Source organism: Posidoniimonas corsicana (assembly GCF_007859765.1).
GTDB lineage: Bacteria > Planctomycetota > Planctomycetia > Pirellulales > Lacipirellulaceae > Posidoniimonas > Posidoniimonas corsicana.
The window spans coordinates 60691-77455 of record NZ_SIHJ01000002.1 but is presented as its reverse complement, the minus strand read 5'-3'; the positions used below and the strand labels follow the sequence as shown (position 1 = coordinate 77455).

Annotated in this window: 17 protein-coding genes; 10 read left to right on the top strand and 7 right to left on the bottom strand. The window is 68.0% G+C overall.

Annotated elements, in window-relative coordinates:
* The first annotated feature begins 50 nt into the window (after positions 1-50).
* The gene (locus KOR34_RS16425) at positions 51-953 is read left to right on the top strand and encodes a diacylglycerol/lipid kinase family protein (RefSeq protein ID WP_146566181.1); all 903 of its coding nucleotides are present in this window, start codon (positions 51-53) and stop codon (positions 951-953) included.
* Between the two features lie 18 nt (positions 954-971).
* Here the strand turns inward: KOR34_RS16425 and KOR34_RS16420 are convergent, their stop codons facing one another.
* Positions 972-1805 carry a metallophosphoesterase family protein gene (locus tag KOR34_RS16420; RefSeq protein ID WP_146566179.1) on the bottom strand — a complete coding sequence of 278 codons (834 nt, stop codon included), beginning with the start codon at positions 1803-1805 and terminating at the stop codon, positions 972-974.
* A 46-nt stretch (positions 1806-1851) separates the two neighbouring features.
* Here KOR34_RS16420 and KOR34_RS16415 point away from each other — a divergent pair, with 46 nt between their 5' ends.
* Both KOR34_RS16415 and KOR34_RS16410 read left to right on the top strand, forming a co-directional pair.
* The gene (locus KOR34_RS16415) at positions 1852-2592 is read left to right on the top strand and encodes a lysophospholipid acyltransferase family protein (protein WP_146566177.1); all 741 of its coding nucleotides are present in this window, start codon (positions 1852-1854) and stop codon (positions 2590-2592) included.
* A gap of 82 nt (positions 2593-2674) precedes the next feature.
* Positions 2675-3190, top strand: coding sequence for a hypothetical protein (locus KOR34_RS16410; protein ID WP_146566175.1), 516 nt, complete (start codon positions 2675-2677; stop codon positions 3188-3190).
* Positions 3191-3338: 148 nt separating this feature from the next.
* On the opposite strand, the gene KOR34_RS16405 is transcribed toward KOR34_RS16410, so the two are convergent.
* On the bottom strand, positions 3339-4247 hold the full coding sequence (locus KOR34_RS16405; RefSeq protein ID WP_146566173.1) for a LysR family transcriptional regulator: 909 nt from the start codon (positions 4245-4247) through the stop codon (positions 3339-3341).
* Between the two features lie 241 nt (positions 4248-4488).
* Here KOR34_RS16405 and KOR34_RS16400 point away from each other — a divergent pair, with 241 nt between their 5' ends.
* The 3 genes from KOR34_RS16400 (at position 4489) to KOR34_RS16390 (ending at position 8378) form a co-directional block, all read left to right on the top strand.
* Positions 4489-4851 (top strand): hypothetical protein, encoded by a 363-nt coding sequence (locus tag KOR34_RS16400; protein WP_228714667.1) that lies wholly within the window; start codon positions 4489-4491, stop codon positions 4849-4851.
* Between the two features lie 301 nt (positions 4852-5152).
* Positions 5153-7927: a DUF2092 domain-containing protein gene (locus KOR34_RS16395; RefSeq protein WP_146566170.1), complete on the top strand. Its 2775-nt coding sequence runs from the start codon at positions 5153-5155 to the stop codon at positions 7925-7927.
* A gap of 37 nt (positions 7928-7964) precedes the next feature.
* Positions 7965-8378, top strand: coding sequence for a VOC family protein (locus tag KOR34_RS16390; protein WP_146566167.1), 414 nt, complete (start codon positions 7965-7967; stop codon positions 8376-8378).
* A 287-nt stretch (positions 8379-8665) separates the two neighbouring features.
* On the opposite strand, the gene KOR34_RS16385 is transcribed toward KOR34_RS16390, so the two are convergent.
* The 3 genes from KOR34_RS16385 to kaiB all read right to left on the bottom strand — a co-directional run bounded on the left by KOR34_RS16385 (position 8666) and on the right by kaiB (position 11400).
* On the bottom strand, positions 8666-9343 hold the full coding sequence (locus KOR34_RS16385; protein ID WP_146566165.1) for an MYXO-CTERM sorting domain-containing protein: 678 nt from the start codon (positions 9341-9343) through the stop codon (positions 8666-8668).
* 220 nt (positions 9344-9563) lie between these two features.
* On the bottom strand, positions 9564-11066 hold the full coding sequence (gene kaiC / locus KOR34_RS16380; RefSeq protein WP_146566163.1) for a circadian clock protein KaiC: 1503 nt from the start codon (positions 11064-11066) through the stop codon (positions 9564-9566).
* A gap of 52 nt (positions 11067-11118) precedes the next feature.
* On the bottom strand, positions 11119-11400 hold the full coding sequence (kaiB, locus tag KOR34_RS16375; RefSeq protein WP_146566161.1) for a circadian clock protein KaiB: 282 nt from the start codon (positions 11398-11400) through the stop codon (positions 11119-11121).
* Positions 11401-11678: 278 nt separating this feature from the next.
* Here kaiB and KOR34_RS16370 point away from each other — a divergent pair, with 278 nt between their 5' ends.
* The 3 genes from KOR34_RS16370 to KOR34_RS16360 all read left to right on the top strand — a co-directional run bounded on the left by KOR34_RS16370 (position 11679) and on the right by KOR34_RS16360 (position 13438).
* Positions 11679-11987, top strand: a complete 309-nt coding sequence (locus tag KOR34_RS16370; protein ID WP_146566158.1) for a hypothetical protein — start codon at positions 11679-11681, stop codon at positions 11985-11987.
* 69 nt (positions 11988-12056) lie between these two features.
* The gene (locus KOR34_RS16365) at positions 12057-12287 is read left to right on the top strand and encodes a hypothetical protein (RefSeq protein ID WP_146566157.1); all 231 of its coding nucleotides are present in this window, start codon (positions 12057-12059) and stop codon (positions 12285-12287) included.
* Positions 12284-13438 carry a S1 family peptidase gene (locus tag KOR34_RS16360; protein WP_146566155.1) on the top strand — a complete coding sequence of 385 codons (1155 nt, stop codon included), beginning with the start codon at positions 12284-12286 and terminating at the stop codon, positions 13436-13438. The genes KOR34_RS16365 and KOR34_RS16360 overlap by 4 nt, the downstream gene beginning before the upstream one ends.
* A gap of 12 nt (positions 13439-13450) precedes the next feature.
* Here KOR34_RS16360 and coaD read toward each other — a convergent pair whose 3' ends face one another.
* Positions 13451-13939 carry a pantetheine-phosphate adenylyltransferase gene (gene coaD / locus KOR34_RS16355; RefSeq protein WP_146566153.1) on the bottom strand — a complete coding sequence of 163 codons (489 nt, stop codon included), beginning with the start codon at positions 13937-13939 and terminating at the stop codon, positions 13451-13453.
* A 148-nt stretch (positions 13940-14087) separates the two neighbouring features.
* Positions 14088-15257 carry an aminotransferase class V-fold PLP-dependent enzyme gene (locus KOR34_RS16350; protein ID WP_228714666.1) on the bottom strand — a complete coding sequence of 390 codons (1170 nt, stop codon included), beginning with the start codon at positions 15255-15257 and terminating at the stop codon, positions 14088-14090.
* Positions 15258-15421: 164 nt separating this feature from the next.
* Here KOR34_RS16350 and KOR34_RS16345 point away from each other — a divergent pair, with 164 nt between their 5' ends.
* A complete protein-coding gene (locus KOR34_RS16345) occupies positions 15422-16645 on the top strand; it encodes a protein-L-isoaspartate(D-aspartate) O-methyltransferase (protein WP_146566151.1) in 1224 nt (407 codons plus the stop codon).
* Positions 16646-16765 lie beyond the last annotated feature (120 nt).

Below are 16765 nucleotides of genomic sequence, written 5' to 3'. Positions count from 1 at the left end.
TCCTGATGCAGGGAGCCGTTTCTTTCTGAGACCCCCGAGTGCCACGCACGATGCCACAGCTCACCCGAACGCCGGTCTACGTCTTGCGGAACGCTGCGGCGGGTCCCGCGAACCCCGAGGACTTTTTGCCGCAGCAGCTCCAGCAGATGTTCGGCGAGGAGCTAGTGGTCGTCGAGACCCACACGCCGGAAGAGGGTGAGCAGGCGGTGCGCGAGGCGTGCGCCGAGGCCCGCATCATCGTCGTCGCCGGCGGGGACGGCACCATCAACTCGGTCATCAACACCATGATGCGTTGCGACCGCCGTCCCCCGTTGGGCCTCGTGCCCTTGGGCACCGGGAACAACCTGTGCCGCGCGTTGGGCGTGCCGCTCGACCCGCTGTCGGCGTACGCGGCGCTCGGGTCCGACCAGCGCGTGACCATCGACCTGGCCAGGGCGTCGTTCGCGGGGAGTGAGCGCTACTACGCCTGCGTGGCGAGCGGCGGAAACAGCGACCGAGTGATCGAGTGCCTGAAGCACGAGGAGAAGGCGGCCTGGGGCCCGTGGTGCTACCTCCGCAGCGCGTTGCCGGTGATGGCGGACCTGCAGGCCTACCACGTCAGCCTGGAGCACGACGACGGCGTGCTTGAAACGCCGCTCTGGAACATCATCGTGGCGAACGGCGCGTTCGCCGCCGGCGGGCTGCGGGTCGCGCCCCGCGCCAGCATGACCGACGGGCTGCTGGACGTGGTCGCGGTTCGCGACGGCACCCCGCTCGACCTGGCGGCCCTGAGCGCCGAGTTCTTCCTCGGCGACTACCTGGAGGACCAACGCGTCACGCACCTGCGGACCCGCCGGCTGCGGGTCGAGGCGCAGCCCGAGCTCCGTTTCCTGGCCGACGGCGAGATGCTCGTGGGGCAGCCGTTCGAGTTCGAGGCGGTCCCCGCCGCGATCGAGGTGGTAGTCCCCCGATAAGCGTGGTTCCGCGGTAAGCTACGCCGAGAGGTTGCGGTTTGGCCACCGCGGGAACCGGTGCGTGCTGATCGGCTCAAATCCGTCGGTGTCCGAGAAGTACATCCAGTGCGTAATCGTAATCGAGCGGTCGCTGACCTCCACCAGGTTGAACGAGTTCTTCTCGCGCTCGCGGGCGCGGCCCCGCCGCGACGTGGTGGTGCCCGACTGGCAGATAATGACGCCCCGCTGGCGCCGCGAGCCGGGGTAGATGTCCAGCGAGTTGCCGATGTACGCGCGGTGCAGGTGCCCGCCCATGATCAGGTCGACGCCCACCGACTCGAACCGGTCCATCGCCCGCTTGGCCCGCGGCATCACGTCGGTCTGCTCGTAGTCCGGCGCGGGGGCGAAGTGGTGGTGCGCCACCACGACGCGTAGCTCGCCGTCGCCGGCCCGCTGGAACTGCTCGGCGCAGTAGTCGAGCTGGTGGTTGCGGATCCGGCCGTTGGTGATCGCGTGGTAGGGCGCCGCCGAGTTGAGCGACACCACACACGCGCCCTCCACCCGCAGCACGCTGTCCAGCTCCTCGCTGATGTAGTGGCGGTAGTGCTTGTACGGCTCGGTCAGCCGCTCCCACACCCGGTAAAGCGGCACGTCGTGGTTGCCGGGCGTGACGACCTGCGGCGCCGCCGGCAGGTCGTCCAGGAACCGGCGGGCCGCCTGGTACTCCACCGGCTTAGCGCGCTGGGTAAAATCACCGCTCACCACCAGCACGCCGGGCCGCAGGTCGTGCGCGGCGCGGAGGGTCGCCTCGCCCACCTTCGGCAGGTAGTGCGGGCCGAAGTGAAGGTCCGAGATTTGCATTAGCGTGAGCATGGATCCTCGGGGTTGAGGTCGAACCACAGGTTTTTGAGAGGACGGGATGCAGGGCGCCTCCGCAAGCGACTACTTCGACCAGCCGGAGCAGCACCTGACCGACGAGCAGCGCCGCTGGCTCCGCCCGCTGGGGCCGGTGCGTTCGCGGTTGCGGCGGCTGTTTATCGCGATCAACCGCCGGCTGATGCGACTGCTGTTCCGGTTCACGGTCCGTGGCCTCGACCGGCTGCCGGCCGAGGGGCCATTGGTCATCGCCCCCAACCATACCAGCTCGCTGGACGGCGCGGCGCTGTTCGCCGCCCTTGACAACGCCACCCTCGACAAGACCCGCTGGGCCGGCCGGCGGGGCGCCGTGCTGCGGCACGCGGTGCGGCGGTTTTTTAATAGGTTAGCAAAAACGGTGCCTATCGAGCGTAAGGCCTCGGCGTTGGCGGCCGCGGCGGCCGTGCTCGAGCGCGACGAAAACCTAGTCTGGTTCCCCGAGGGCACCCGCACCATCGACGGCCGGCTCCAGGAGCTGAAGCCCGGCGTGGGGCTGCTGATGGTGCGTCTCGGCGTGCCGGTGGCGCCGGTCTGGCTGGAGGGCGCTTACTACGCGCTGCGGCCGCACACGCTGCGGCTGCGGCTGGGGTCGCCGATCGAGGTCCGCATCGGACGCCCCCTGGCGGCCGCCGATCTCGACCTCGACGGCCTGGACGACGAACAGCAGGTCAACCGCTGCATCGAGGAGCTCCGCCAGCGGCTCGAAGCGCTCCGCGATGGCCAAGAATCTTCCGATGGCGCGTAACAGCCCGCGGCGTGGTGCGTACTAGCGGGCGAGAGCACAGGGCGTGCTCGCCCCCACCCCCACGCACGAAGTGAGTTTCGCCATGTTGATCCTGATCGCCGTCGCCGGCCTGGTTGCCCTGCTGTCCCCCACTGCCGCCCTCGCGCAGAGCGGCTCGGTCTCGCTGGAGGAGGTGTACGGCGACCCCGTTTCGATCCCGCTGGCCGACGCGATGGACAGCATGTACGACTACGAGTTGTACATTGCCAAGCCGGGAACCGACGTCGCCTGGTACGTCGAGTACGCGTACGAGAACGGCAAGTACTGGTACAGCGGCGCGTTCGCCAGCTATGAGGACGCGCTGAAGTACCGCGACCGCCAGGACTGGAACGGCATCGACCCCTCCACGAACGACTGGGTCGATCCCGACAATCTGTTCACCACGACCATTTTCGAGGGCGTGAAGGAGCCCGACTGGCGCTACCACGAGACCTACGGCACGCTTGCCGAGGCCGAAGACGTGGCTGCGGAGTTCGAGGCGCTAGGGCTGCTAACCGAAATCCGTCGCGTATCGACGCTGCGGAGGGGGACCGCGGGTAAGACTACCGCACTGCGATAACGACCCGGTCAGGCCCCCACCAGCATCCAGCCCCTCAGGCTCAGCAGGAAACCGGCGGCCCCGTCTCAGGACGGCAGCCAACGGACTTCCAGCCGGGCCTGGGGGGCGATGCTTTTGCTAGTGGAGTCTTCGGTCCACCTGAGGCGGCTCAAGGCAGGCCGTCGGTCAGCCGGGCCTCGAACTCTGCGGCATACGACCGCAGGCGTTCCTTGAGCGCCCGCTGCAGCTTGCTCTCGAACCGGTAGGGGTTCCACAGCATCGCGATGGTGCGGTTGGGGACCTCGCCGGCCAGCGTGCGGTAGACCCGGTTGGGCGATTCGTCGAGCCGCCGCGCCATGGCCGGGATCATCGACACGCCGTGCCCCAACGACACCAGCTCCTGAACCGTGGTCAGTTGGCTGGTCCGCTCGACGGCCACCGGCTGGATCGACCGCTGCCGGCAGAACGACACCACGTTCTCCGTCAGGCAGTGGGCCTCGTCGAGCAGGATGAACGCACACGGCTCCACATCCTCCAGCGTCACCTCGGCCTTCGTGGCCAGCGGGTGGTCGGTGGCGGTGACCAACAGCAGCGGCTCGCTGAAGAGCGGCTCGGTCTGGAGGTACTTGGCAGAGATCGGCAGCGCCAGCACCGCCAAGTCGATCTCGCCGTCCTTGCACCGCTGCACCAGCTTGTCGGTGGTGTCTTCCTGCACAACCAGCATCGCATCGGGGTAGTCGTTGTGGAAGCACCGCAGGAAGTCTGGCAGGAAATACGGCGCCACGGTCGGGATCGAGGCAATCCGCAGCTGCCCGCTCTGCCCGTCGTCGGCGATCTGGGTCTTGGCGTCGTCCAGGATTTGCAGCACCTGCTTGGCGCGGGACTCCAGCAGCCGGCCCGCGTCGGTCAGCGCAATCGAACGCGTGCGACGCTCCAGCAGCGGCTGGCCGAACTCCTCCTCGAGCCGCTGGATTGAGCGGCTTAGCGTCGGCTGCGAGACGCCCAACTCCTCGCTGGCGTGGGTGATGTTCCCCCGTTCGGCCACACGCAGAAACTGCCTGAGTTGATCCGTGTCCATCGCGTCGCCCGCTCGTGCCGCCGTAGGTGAAGTGCTGTGTAGAACTGCATTATGGCAGTGGACCGGCGGGAGCACTAGCGACATTGAGGAGCGGCGGGGGAGCGACCGTCGCCAGGCGGTGGGGAGTGACGCCTCAGAGGAGGAGTGAGGACAGAGCGACCGACAGCGACTCTCGTATACTTAGTTCGTGAGAGCCTCGAAGGGTATTCGAGACTCAACTACTCCGCCCAGAGAGTTCCAAGTGCAATATCGCAACGTTACCCCCGTGTCCAAAGAAGAGGTTTATGCAGCGATTGATCGTGACGACCCAGACGAGCTATCGCTAATCCCAATCCGCGTTTCGCTGACCGATCCTGACCTAGAGTGGTCACAGGATATCTGTCTCGGCTTGGCTAGACATCATCATCCGCAGGTGCGTGGAAATGCTGTTCTCAGTCTTGGTCACCTTGCCAGACGGTTCGGGAAGCTTGACGAGACACGCGTACTTCCTGTCATCGAATCCGCGCTTGCTGAATCAGACAGAATCGTGACTGGACAAGCCATTGCAGCGGCTGACGACGTTTCGCACTTTCTCGGTTGGAACGTTACTGGTTTCGATACATAGACTTGAGACGCCTAAGCCGAATCAGTGTAGCCGCTTGTTCGGGCCGACCTCTGTCACACGGTGGTCCTCCACCGTGGACGCCGCGTTCTGCAGTCGCGGCGTAGTTCGTACAGCCGGGCCAAGCCGTTTAGTAGGCAGTACTCCTTAACCGTCCTTCGACCGGCGGACCCTGCAGGCGGAGCAGCGCGTTCGGCGACGAAGTGCTTTGTGCCGCCGATCGGGTGGTGATAGACTGGATGCGGAAGGCCGCCGGTCGGCTGCTTTTCGCTCAACCTCTTCATCACTTGAAAGTGAACCGTCTATGGCGATCCTTCAAACCCGCCGCACCGCGGCCGCGGTGCTGGTGGCGCTCTTGCTGCTGTCGCGAGGCCCGGCGGTGTTCGCCGCTGACGAGGCGCAACAGCTTGCGCAGCGTGTGACCGATTTCTACACCGCCGCCAAGAGTTTCTCCGTCGACGTGCAATACGGGATGGTCCAGCCGGAGGCCGAGCTCGAAGAACGCCGCGTGGTCCTCGCCCGACCCAACCGGCTGTCGGTCACCTCGCAGGGCGATTCCGGCGCGCAGTTCATCTGCGATGGCAAAAAGCTGGTCGCCACGATGCCGGTGTTCGGCCAGCAGGTTCAGGAAGAGGCCGGCGGTGACTTCGACTCGCTGCTCAGGACCGCCGCGGCCCGCGTGCTGGCGGGCGCTAGCGTGGCGGTCCGCCTGGCGGGCGCCGACCCGCTGGGCGTCGCCGGCGCCGGAATCGAGCTGTCGACGCTCGAGCCGCAGCGCGATGGGCGCGTGTTGTGCGACCGGCTTCAACTGGGCCGGGGCGACTCGCGGGTCGTTGTGTGGGTGCAGCAGGGCGACCAGCCCCTCGTGCGGAGGTTCGAGTGGAAGCTGCAGCCCGATGACGACGACTCTGCGGAGATGCCGATGCCCGTGGCGATCTTCGACAACTGGCGGTTTGACGCCGACCTTGCCGAGGACGCGTTCAAGCTGCCCGAGGCGGACGGCCTGGAGCTGGTTGAGTCGTTCGGGCCCCCCGGCGCGAAACGCCCCGACCTGACCGGCCCGATCCCCTTGAAGCCTGGGGCCACGACCGTGCGCGACTTCGCCGCCAGCAAGCTGGCGTTCAACCGCCGCACGTTGGTCGACGCCTACGCGGAGCACGGCTCGCACAACGACGCCTGGGACGAGCAAGCCACGCAGTTCCTCTCCGAGGTCGCCCGGCACTTCGGCGGCGACGAGGGCTTCAAGATGCAGGCCGAGCTGGCGGAGATGGGCCAGGCGGTGCTGGCGCTGGGCTGCGACGACCCGATGGTCCAGTACTGCGTGGGCGCGATGCTCCAGGACGCGGGCAGTGACGACGAAGCAAAGGCCCAGGCGGAGGAGCTGGTGGTGCAGAGCTACGCCGGCCTGGTTGAACGGGGCTACCCCGCGAACCGGAGGTACGCGGCGGCCAATCGCGCCCACCGCACGCTGAATCAGCAGATGGCCAATTCCGCGGACGCGGCCGAGTTCGCCGAGGCGGTCAAGCGGGAGGCCCTGCAGATGATCCTTCAAGACGACCTGTCCAACCAGCAGGGGCGGCAACTGTTGGATTCGATCCTGGAGGTCGCCAAGGGCTGCACCCTAGACGAGGAAGCCCAGTTCTACGAGGCCGCCCGTGCGCACGTGGAGCAGCAGCCGTTCATCGTCAACATGATCGGCGGCGCGCACCACTCGCGTCGGGCCTGGAAAGCCCGCGGCACCGGCTGGGCGTCTTCGGTATCCGAGGAGGGCTGGAAGGTGTTCGCAAAGGAGATGGCCGCCGCCCGGGACTGCTACGAGGACGCCTGGATCGCGGCGCCGGACCGCCCCGAGCCGGCGACCGAGATGATCGGACTCACGATGGCGGACAACGTGTCGCCGCCCAGTGAGATGCGGTTGTGGTTCGACCGCGCGGTCGAGGCGCAGATCGACCACAACCCGGCGTACCACGCCTACTTGTACGGCTTGACGCCCCGCTGGGGAGGGAGCTTCGGCCAGATGTACCAGTTCGGGCTGCGGTGCAAGCAGACCGAACGCTACGACACCGACGTCCCGTACATGCTGTGCGAGGCGCTCTGGAAAGTCGCTCGCGACAGCCAGAACACGCTCGGCCTGGACATCCTCAAGCGGCAGGGGGTCTATGACGAGGCGGCCGAGGTCTGCGACCGCTACATCGCCGAAGACTCCAACGCCAACTGGTGGCGGTCGGTGCACCTGGCGCTCGCCTACTGCACCGAGCACTGGGAGGACGCCGAACGCCGGCTCGACGAGCTCAACGGTGAGCCCGAGTTCAACGCGTTCGCCCGTTTCCCCGTGACGGTCAGCGAGGTGGTGTCGGAGGTGCGGGTGCGGACCTCCCCGCAGGCGGCGGAGCTGATGGAAGTCCTCTCGGACGACGACCCGGACAACCGCGCCACCGCGATCCAGCGGCTTGAGGAGCTCGCCGAGCAACAAGACATCGGCCCGCACGTGCGGTTCCGCCTGCGGTCGAAGCTGCAAACGCTCAACTGGCTGCGGGCGTTCGACGAGGGGCAGGCGGTGGCCCTGCAGGCCGACCCGACGCTAGCCGGTTGGCAAACGGCGGCGGGCTTCTGGACAAGTGAAGAGGACAACCGGGCGCTGCGGGGCGTCTCTTCAACCGACGGCGTGATCGCGGTCTGCCATGCCGACTTCGGCCCGGCCTGGGAGCTGAGCGGCGAGTGGGAGTACGGCGAGAGCCCCTACAACCTCTGGGACGCCGGGGTGTTCATCTGCCAGGCGGAGAAGCCGGCCTTCAGCGTGATGCTCAACCCCTCGGAGGATTGGATCGCCGCGGGGCCCTACGGGGAGCACACCGAGCACAAGACGCCGCTGGAGTGGTCCGACAAAGTGGCGCCGTTCCGTGTGCGCCTCGACCGCGGAGTGGTGGACGTCTGGATCGGCGACCAGCACGTGGTAGAAAGTAAAGCGCTGCCGGGCTGGACGCCCGCCCGCCCGCTCCAGGTCGGGTTCGGCGGCAAGTACAACTGGGGCGGATCTGTGCTAACATTCCGCAACCTCTCGATCAAGAAGATCGACTAGCCGCTTCCCCGACACTCCACACCCGCAGGTCGCCAGCGTGCAGCCCCGCATCAGCATGATCACCCTCGGCGTGAGCGACCTGGCCCGGTCGGTGGCGTTCTACCAGCAGGGCCTCGGCTTCCCCAAGCTCGAGTCGCCGCCGGAGGTGGCGTTCTTCACGCTGGGCGGCACGTGGCTCGGCCTGTACGGCCGCGAGGCGCTGGCCGAGGACGCCACGGTCTCGGCCGAGGGGAGCGGCTTCAAGGGCTTCGCCCTGGCGCACAACGTGAAGTCGGAGCAAGAGGTCCACGCCGTAGTCGACCAGGCGGTCGCCGCCGGCGCGACGCTCGTCAAGGAACCCCAGAAGGTGTTCTGGGGCGGCTACAGCGGCTACTTCGCCGACCCCGACGGCCACCTGTGGGAGGTGGCGCACAACCCGCTGATGTGGGTTGGGCCGGAGGACGCGGAGTAGCCCGGGCCCGCACCGTGAGTGTAGGCCGGAACAAGCAACAGCGCAGTTCCGGCAGTGGTGATTGAGAACGCTTGAAGCTGTTTCCGCTCGTCCCGCTCTGCGTAAGTACAACGCGTGGCGTTGGCAGTGCTCGGCGCTGGAGTGAAAGGCGTTTCCGCCGCCATCGTGCCGAGTCGACGCGGACATAACGTCCGCAGGTGTGAGCGGCAGCCTGCCGGAAAAGAAGCGAGCCGCGTCGGGCTTGGCCCAACGCGGCTCGCGGTCGATGCGGTAGTGTTCGCTGCCTGTTAGCGGCGACGGCGGGTGAGCGGGGCCAGGCCTAGCAGGGCCAGCATGGCGGCGCTCGGCTCCGGGACGTAGCCGGAGATGTTGAAGTTCACGTCGTCGAGGAAGATCGTCTGGTCTTGCACGCCGCCGAAGCTCTGGATGGCGTAGACGAGCCGAGCGGTGTCGGCGCCGGCAGGGATCGTGTCCGAGACGATGAACTCCTCGTAGTCGCTCCCGGCGGGCGAGGTCGTGAGGTTCGGCGTGCGCGAGATCTCGACGTCGTTCACCGAGTCACGCCACTCGATCCGGGCCTCGGTGCCGCCGGTGTTGCCCTGCAGCTTGTGCCAGCCGCTGAACCACGCCTGGGTGCCCGCCAGGCTCGACGGGAAGGACGCGTCCTGGAACAGGCCGGCGAAGCTGTTCTCGACGCTGCCGATCGCGATCTCCACGGCGCCCGATCCGGTGCGCGGCATGGTGGTGTCGTGCAGCACGGTGTCGCCGCCGGTGGCCTGGTCGCCGTCGAGGGAGAACGTCTCGTACGATCCGACGAACGGGGGCCCGTCCGCGGTCAGCGACGCCGGGTCTTCGAAGCTCGGGTCGCCGAGCAGGTTGGGGTTGTCGAGGTGAGCCGCCTGAGCGGTGATGGCGGCGCCCGCCGCCAGCAGCACGGCGACAGAACGAGTCACAAGGTGTCTCATCACTAGGCTTCCTCTGAACGTAGAAAAGGGACTGGAGAGATTCGTCGAAGAGCAAGCCGCCTGGTTGAAAGTTAGGCGGCTCAAGTAACACGTTAGCCGTAGCGAAACGTGTTGGTCAAAGGGTTTCTTGGCAAGTAACGCTTTCTCGCCAAGTAACAGTTTCCGGCGACCGAAAACCGACCAAACGGAAGCGCCCTTAATGCCGAGACGCGCAAAACCGCTAGGCCTGCGCGCGCCTGCCGCCGAGGATCCCGCTCAGGTGATCGAACGGCTCCATGATCTGCATCCCGCGGCTGCTGATCTCGAACCGACGCACGGACTTCTCGTGGCCCGAGCCGCGCATCTTCAGAACCGTGATGCCGCGGGCTACGCCGTCGGGCTCCTCGACGTAGCGGAGCAAGATGATCGCGTCGGTCAGGGTCGAGATGTTCTGCTCGGTGACGGTCGACACGCCGGAGAGCTCGTCGGTGGTCGACGTGTACAGGCCGGCGACCTGCCGCTGCTTGATCGACGAGGTCAGGCCGAGCACGAAGTCGCGGTAGTACCCCTCGTCAGCGACCCGCTTCATCGCCGTGATGCTGTCCACCACCAGCCGCTGCGGCCGGAACTCGTCCAGCATCTGCTTGATGGTGATCTGGTGGATCTCCAGGCTGACCGACTCGGGCAGCTGGCAGTGGATCTGCAGCAGCCCATCGTCCTCCATCTTCTCGAGGTCGATGCCCCAGCTCTTGGCGTTGCGGACCAGCTGCGGGCGGCTCTCCTCGAACCCCAGGAACAACGCCCGCTCGCCGCTCTCCGCGGCGCCCTTGAGGAACTGCATAGCGGTGAGCGTCTTGCCGGTGCCGGTCGCGCCCGAGACGATGGTCACCGAGTCCTGGAAGAAGCCGCCGGAGCACATCTCGTCGAGCTGCTTCGACCCGGAGCTGACGCGGCGGTCGGTCGATGGCTGCGTGAGCGCGAGCGAGCCGACCGGGATCGCGTGGATCCCCTCGCCGGTGATCGAGAACGCGTGCTCGCCGGTCTTGTGCCGGCCGCCGCGGAGCTTGAGCACCTCTAGCGTGCGGCGGCGGCGGGCGACCGACGGGTGATTCCGCAGCATGACGACCGCGTCCGCCACGTACTCCTCGACCTCAAACCGCGTGGTGTCCTCCTCGCTGTTGAGCAGCTCGGTGGTCAGCACCGCGGTCACGCCCAGCTCCTTGAGCCCGGCGGTCATCCGGGCGAGCTCACGGCGCACGACGCCCGCGTCGGGGAACCGGGTGAAGATAGCGGCGAGCGAGTCGAGCGCCACGCGTTTCGCCCCGGTGCTCTCGACCGCGTGCTTGATCCGGGTGCGCAGCCCCTCCAGGTTGAAGTCGCCGGCGACGAGGTGCTCTTCTTCGTCGGGCCGGAGGCCGGCGTCAACAAACCTCCAGACGCCTTGCTCTTCCCACTCGGGGATTGGCCAGTCGAACCCGGCCATGTTCTCGCGGATGTCTTGGGGCGTCTCCTCGAACGCGACGAACACGCCCGGCTCTTTGTGCTCGGCGATCCCGCAGGCCAGGAACTGCACGGAGAAGACCGTCTTGCCGCTGGCCGAGGTGCCGCAGATGAGCGTCGCGCGGCCCTTCGGCAGGCCCCCAAACGCCAGCGCGTCGACGCCGGGGATGCCGGTCGGCAGCCGCGGGACGTTGTGCTCGGAGTCGGCGATCGGGCCGGCAGGGTCGTTGGGCGGGCTGCTCATGCGGTAGGTGTTGTCGGGTGCGTGTTGGAAAGAGTTGGGGATGGGCGTCGCTTCAGCCCGACTGCAGGTCGAGCCCGAACAGCACCCGGTCGCGGTCGGAGAGGTCGCCGATGACGCGCCGGATCGGCGGCGGCAGCTCCTTGATCAGCGTCGGCACGGCCAGGATCCGCTCGTTCTCGGCGAGCTGAGGGTGTTCTCGGATGTCGATGACCTGGAAGTCGTAGCACCCGGTCAACTCGTCGTCGCAGAACGACCTCAGGGTCTCGATGGCCCGCTGAATCGCGGGCGTGATGTCGGTGACGTAGAGCTTGAGAACGTAGCTGGACTGTTCCATGGATTCGCTGGTTGTTCTTCGACCAGTGGCGCCGGCGTCCGGGCGAGACGCCTAGTGAAGAGTCACGGCAAGATCTAACCAATCCTAGCGATCGGGTTTGCAATCACAATCGCTAAACGCGCGAATTGGCGACAGCCGCGCAGCTAGACGCGTCGGGCGTCCCTCGCTGATCGCCGAACGACCAGTTCGCCGGATGCTCCGGCTGCGGCGACCCTGACCTTTGCGGCGGCGCTGAGGCCCAACGTCAGACGTTTGCAGAAACGTCCGCCCCGGCGCCGATGGCAGCCGTTATGGGAGAGAGCCCCCACACCACCGACGCCCCGCGCCTGCACCGGCCCGAGGACTGCCAGCCGGAGACGAAGCCGGCCAAGGTCCGGGCCACGCTCTACCTCCCCGCCGACCTGCTGGACGAGGCCCGCGACGCGGTGGTCTCGCTGGCGGGTTTCCCCGCACGGATGACGCTTACCAAACTGGCCGAGCGCGCCTTCCGCCGCGAGATCGAGCAACTCAAGAACGACCACAACGCCGGCAAGGACTTCCCGCGACGCACGGAGGAACTCAAGGGCGGCCGTCCTATCGCAGCATGATGCGAGTCGCCCCCGCGCCGAGCGATGCGCCGCGCATCCGACGGCAGGGGTGATCCACGAGAGCAACCTATGTCAGGCCTTCCCGTCCCGCAGCCGTCGGCTGCGGACTACGCCGCGCAACACACGGAGGCGCCGACCGTGCGCGCCCCCAAGCCCGCCGCGCACGCGCCCGTCGACGACAGCCGCGAGGAACTCCGCCGCCTCGCCGCCCGCACCCGGCTGCTGAACTTCATCCTCGAGAACCACCGCCAGCGGCAGCTCGACGCCGTGCGGGGGCTACGCAGCAGCGGGGCCGAATGATCCGAACCGCCGTGTCCCGACCGCCCGCCACGACCGCCCGACTCCGCACCGCCGCCGCGCTGGTGCTGATGTGCTGCGCGCCGGCCGCGTGGGCGGCGCCGCACCCGGCGGTGGCGCGGATCATCGTACAGGAGAACGGCGCCACCGCGTTCGGCAGCGGGTCGCTGATCGACAGCCGCGACCAGCACGGGCTGGTGATCACCAACTGGCACGTCGTGCGGGACGCGGTCGGCAAGATCGAGGTGGTGTTCCCCGACGGGTTCCGCAGCGAGGCCCGCGCCGTCAAGCTCGATGAGGACTGGGACCTCGCCGCGCTGGTCATCTGGCGCCCGCCGGCCCAGCCGGTCGCGATTGCCGCGCACCCGCCCCGCCCGGGCGACCAGCTCACGATCTGCGGCTACGGCCAGGGCGAGTACCGTGCGGCGACCGGCCGGTGCACCGAGTTCTACGCGCCGGAGGTCGGCATGCCACGCGAGCTGGTGGAGCTGAGCGTCGAGGCGCGGCAGGGCGATTCCGGCGGGCCGATCTTCAACGAGCGGGGCGAGCTGGCCGGTGTGCTTTTCGGCGCCGCCAACGGAACCACGCTAGGCAGCTTCGCGCCCCGGGTCGAGACGTTCCTCGCCTCCGTGGCGCCCGACATCGGCCGGCGCCCGCGGGCCGGTCACGGTCCGGCCGGCATCCCCTCCACGCCCGCCTTGATTGCGCACGCCCCGCCCCGTCCCGGCGAAGGCCGCCTGCCGGCCAAGGCCGCGAGCGCTCAGCTTGCCGACGACGCACAACAGCAAGAGTCCGGCGGCTGGCAGAAGCTGAACGGACCCCGCGACCTCGACAGCGACGCTGCTTTGGTCGCCGACGCCACGAAGCGCGATGCAGCGGCGTCCACCGATGACGAGCCCGGCATGCCGTGGCCCGAGCGGCCGATCGCCAAGGACCTGTTCGCCGCCAGTGCGGGCGGCGAAGCCGGCGACAACTTCCGCGAGTGGAAGTCCGCTTCGGACGAAGAGTCGGCGCCCGCCGTCGCATCAATCGCCGCCGCCAGCTCCGCCGACGCCGGCCTGGCGACGCCCGCCTGGTTTGACGCCGCGCGGAACGTGCTGGCGGTGATGGGCGCCACGTTCCTGTTCCTGCAGCTCGTGCGGATCGTTAGCTAGCCGCCCGCGAATCTAGTCCTGCAGCTTGGCGCGCAGGTCGGGGATGATCTGCTGCGGGACGAAGCGGGCGAGTTCCTCGTCGCTCGCCAGGGGCGTGATCTGCTTGATCAGCGAGCTGCTGACGTGCGAGAACTCGTCGTCCGCCATCAGGAAGACGGTCTCGATGTCGGGGTCGAGCTTGCGGTTGGCGAGCGTCATGGTGAACTCGACCTCCATGTCGCTCAGCGAACGCACGCCGCGGACGATCGTGCGGGCGCCGCAGTCCCGCACGAAGCGGACCGCCAGGCCAGAGAAGCTCTTCACCGTGACGTTCGGCAGGCCGTCGCACACGCGGCGGATGAGCTCGACCCGCTCGTCGGCGTCGAACAACGCCGTCTTGTCCGGGTTGACCCCGATGCCGACGATAAACTCGTCGAACAGCCGGCTGCTCCGCTGGATGACGTTCAGGTGCCCGAGCGTGATCGGGTCGAAGGAACCGGTGTAGACGGCAGTGCTGGCCATGGTCGTTGTAGAGCGGGAGGTGAAGAGAGTCTTCGTGATCTGACTGGCGTAGCGGGCCCGATGAGGTTCGTGGTCGCAAGCAGCCCGCGTGTTTCGTAGCCGCCGGCTCTGCCGGGGGATTGTGTACCGGTTGAGTTTCTTCGCAGGGTCAGGTTGACGGCTGGGCGATCGCGTCGATCAGCCGGTCGATGTCGCTCTGGTTGTTGTAGGCGTGGATCGCGATCCGCAGTCGGCCGCCGCGGCAGCTCAGCACCACGCGCTCCTCCAGGCAGCGGCGGCGGGCCTCCATCGGGTCACGGCCCGGCAGCTCGAACGCGACGATGCCGGTTCGTGGGTCGTGCCCGTTGGGCGCCGCCGCGCGGTGCGACACCACGGTCGCCCCGATAGCCTGTAGCCGTTCGCACGCGTAGTCGGACGTGGCGAGGATCGATTGCCGGAACTCCTCGGTCGGGCGGTCGGTCAGCAGTTTCAGGCTGGCGCCCAGCCCGATCATGCCGACCATGTTGGCCGACCCGCCCTCGAACCGCGCCGCCTCGGCGCGGAGCTTCAGCTCAATGTGGTTGAAGTCGTGCCGACCGGTCACGCTGTTCCAGCCGACGCCGAACGGGCGCAACAGGTCCAGGCGGTCCTGCCGGAAGTACGCCACGCCGGCGCCCTCGGGTCCCAGCATCCACTTGTGCCCGTCGGCGGCCAGGAAGTCGATCGGCGTGCGGCTCACGTCCAGCGGCGCAACGCCCATCCCTTGGATCGCGTCGACAAAGAACAACGCGCCCGCCGCGTGGGCGATCTCGGCGATGTCGTCGATCGGCTGCCGGTAGCCGGTCTTGTAGCCGACCCAGCTGACTGAGACCACGCGGGTGCGGTCGTCAACAGCATTGCGCAGCGCGTCCAGGTCGACGCGGCCGTTGTCGGTCTCGACCGTGCGCACCTCGACGCCGCGGTCCTGCTGGTGCATCCACGGGTAGAGGTTCGACGGGAACTCGTCGGCCAGCGTCACGACGTTGTCGCCCTGCCGCCAGTCCAGCCCCTCGGCGACCAGCGAGATGCCGTGCGTGGTGCTGGGGACCAGCGCCACTTCCTCCGGCTTGGCGGAGATCAGCTTGGCCGCAGCCGCGCGGGTCGCTTCGAGCTGCTTCGCCCAGTCGGGCCACACGACATCGCCCTGCTGGGTGGCCTGCGTGAGCCAGCGTCCGATCGCCTCGGCCGCGGGGCGGGGCAGGGGGGCCACCGCGGCGTGGTCCAGGTACGCGTACCGTTCGGTGACCGGCATCAGCTGGCGGAACGCGTCGCGGAGGGCAGCAATCGAGTCGTGGGACATGCAGAGCCGTTGTATCCGTTGCAGCCCGACCGGTGGTTCGACAGGCCGGGCCGCCGTGCCATAATCAGGAGAGGGGGCTTCGGTAGTCGATTCTACCGGTTCCGGCCGCCCCCGCCCACGGTCGCCCCGCCCGCCGCTTGTCCCTCAGCCGCCGCTGGTCCGCCATGAAGTCTTTCCTCTCCCTGCTGTTGTGCGTGTGCGTTCTCCACGGCGCGTCGGCCCCGGTCGCCGGCCAGTCGCGGCAGTCGATCGAGCGGCAACGCAACCAGATGGTCGACGAGGAGATCGTTGCCGCCGGCGTGGAGGACCCACGGGTGATCGCCGCCATGCGCGAGACGCCCCGCCACGAGTTCGTGCCGCTCGCCCGCCGCAAGCATGCTCATCTGGACATGGCGTTGCCGATCGGTTCGCAGCAGACCATCTCCCCGCCGTTCGTCGTGGCATACATGACCGAGCAGCTCGACGTGCAGCCGGACAGCAAGGTGCTGGAGATCGGCACCGGGTCGGGCTACCAGGCGGCCGTGCTGGGCGCTCTGGCGAGCGAGGTGTACTCGATCGAGATCGTCGGCGAGCTGGGCCGCAAGGCGGCCAAGACGCTCAAGCGGCTCAAGTACCGCAACGTGCACACCCGCATCGGCGACGGCTACCTCGGCTGGCCCGAAGCGGCGCCGTTCGACCGGATCATCGTCACCTGCTCGCCCGAGAACGTGCCCGAGCCGCTGGTCGAGCAGCTCCGCGAGGGGGGCAAGATGGTGATCCCGGTCGGCGCGCGGTACCACCAGAACCTGTACCTGTTCACCAAGGTCGACGGGCGGCTGGAGCGTCAGCCGCTGCGGGGCACCTTCTTCGTGCCGATGACCGGCGCCGCCGAGGAGCTGCGGCGCGTGCAGCCCGACCCGACCAACCCCACGCTGCGCAACGGCGGGTTCGAGGAGCTGCTGGGCGGCAAGGAGGAAGACACGCCCGACGCCTGGTACTACCTCCGCCAGGCCGAGGTGGTCCGCGACAACACCGAGGCCCAGGAGGGCGAGCGGTACATCCGGTTCCGCAACGAGGACCCCGGACGCGGCTGCCGGGCGCTGCAGAGCATGCCGGTCGACGGCCGCAAGGTCCGCAAGCTGGATGTGTCGTTCTGGGCCAAGGGGGACCGGATCCGCTACGGCGAGAACCACCAGCAGTGGCCTTACTTCGTCATTACCTTCTACGACGACCGCCGCGCCGCTATCGCCGACGAGGTCATCGGCCCGCTGCACGGCACGTTTTCTTGGACCGAGTACCGCCAGCAGCTAAGCGTGCCGCTGGCCGCCCGCGACGCGATCGTGCGGATTGGCCTGCTGGGGGCGATCGGCGAGCTTTCGCTCGACGGCATCACGATTCAAGGGCGCTGACGGTTGGAACCCCGCGGCGGCCACGCCGCGATGGGCGCGGAGGTTGGCCGCGCTCCTCGACGCACTCTAGCCGGCTAGCGATTGGCGATGGCGCGTTGGCTTTTCGCCAACCGGAGTGTT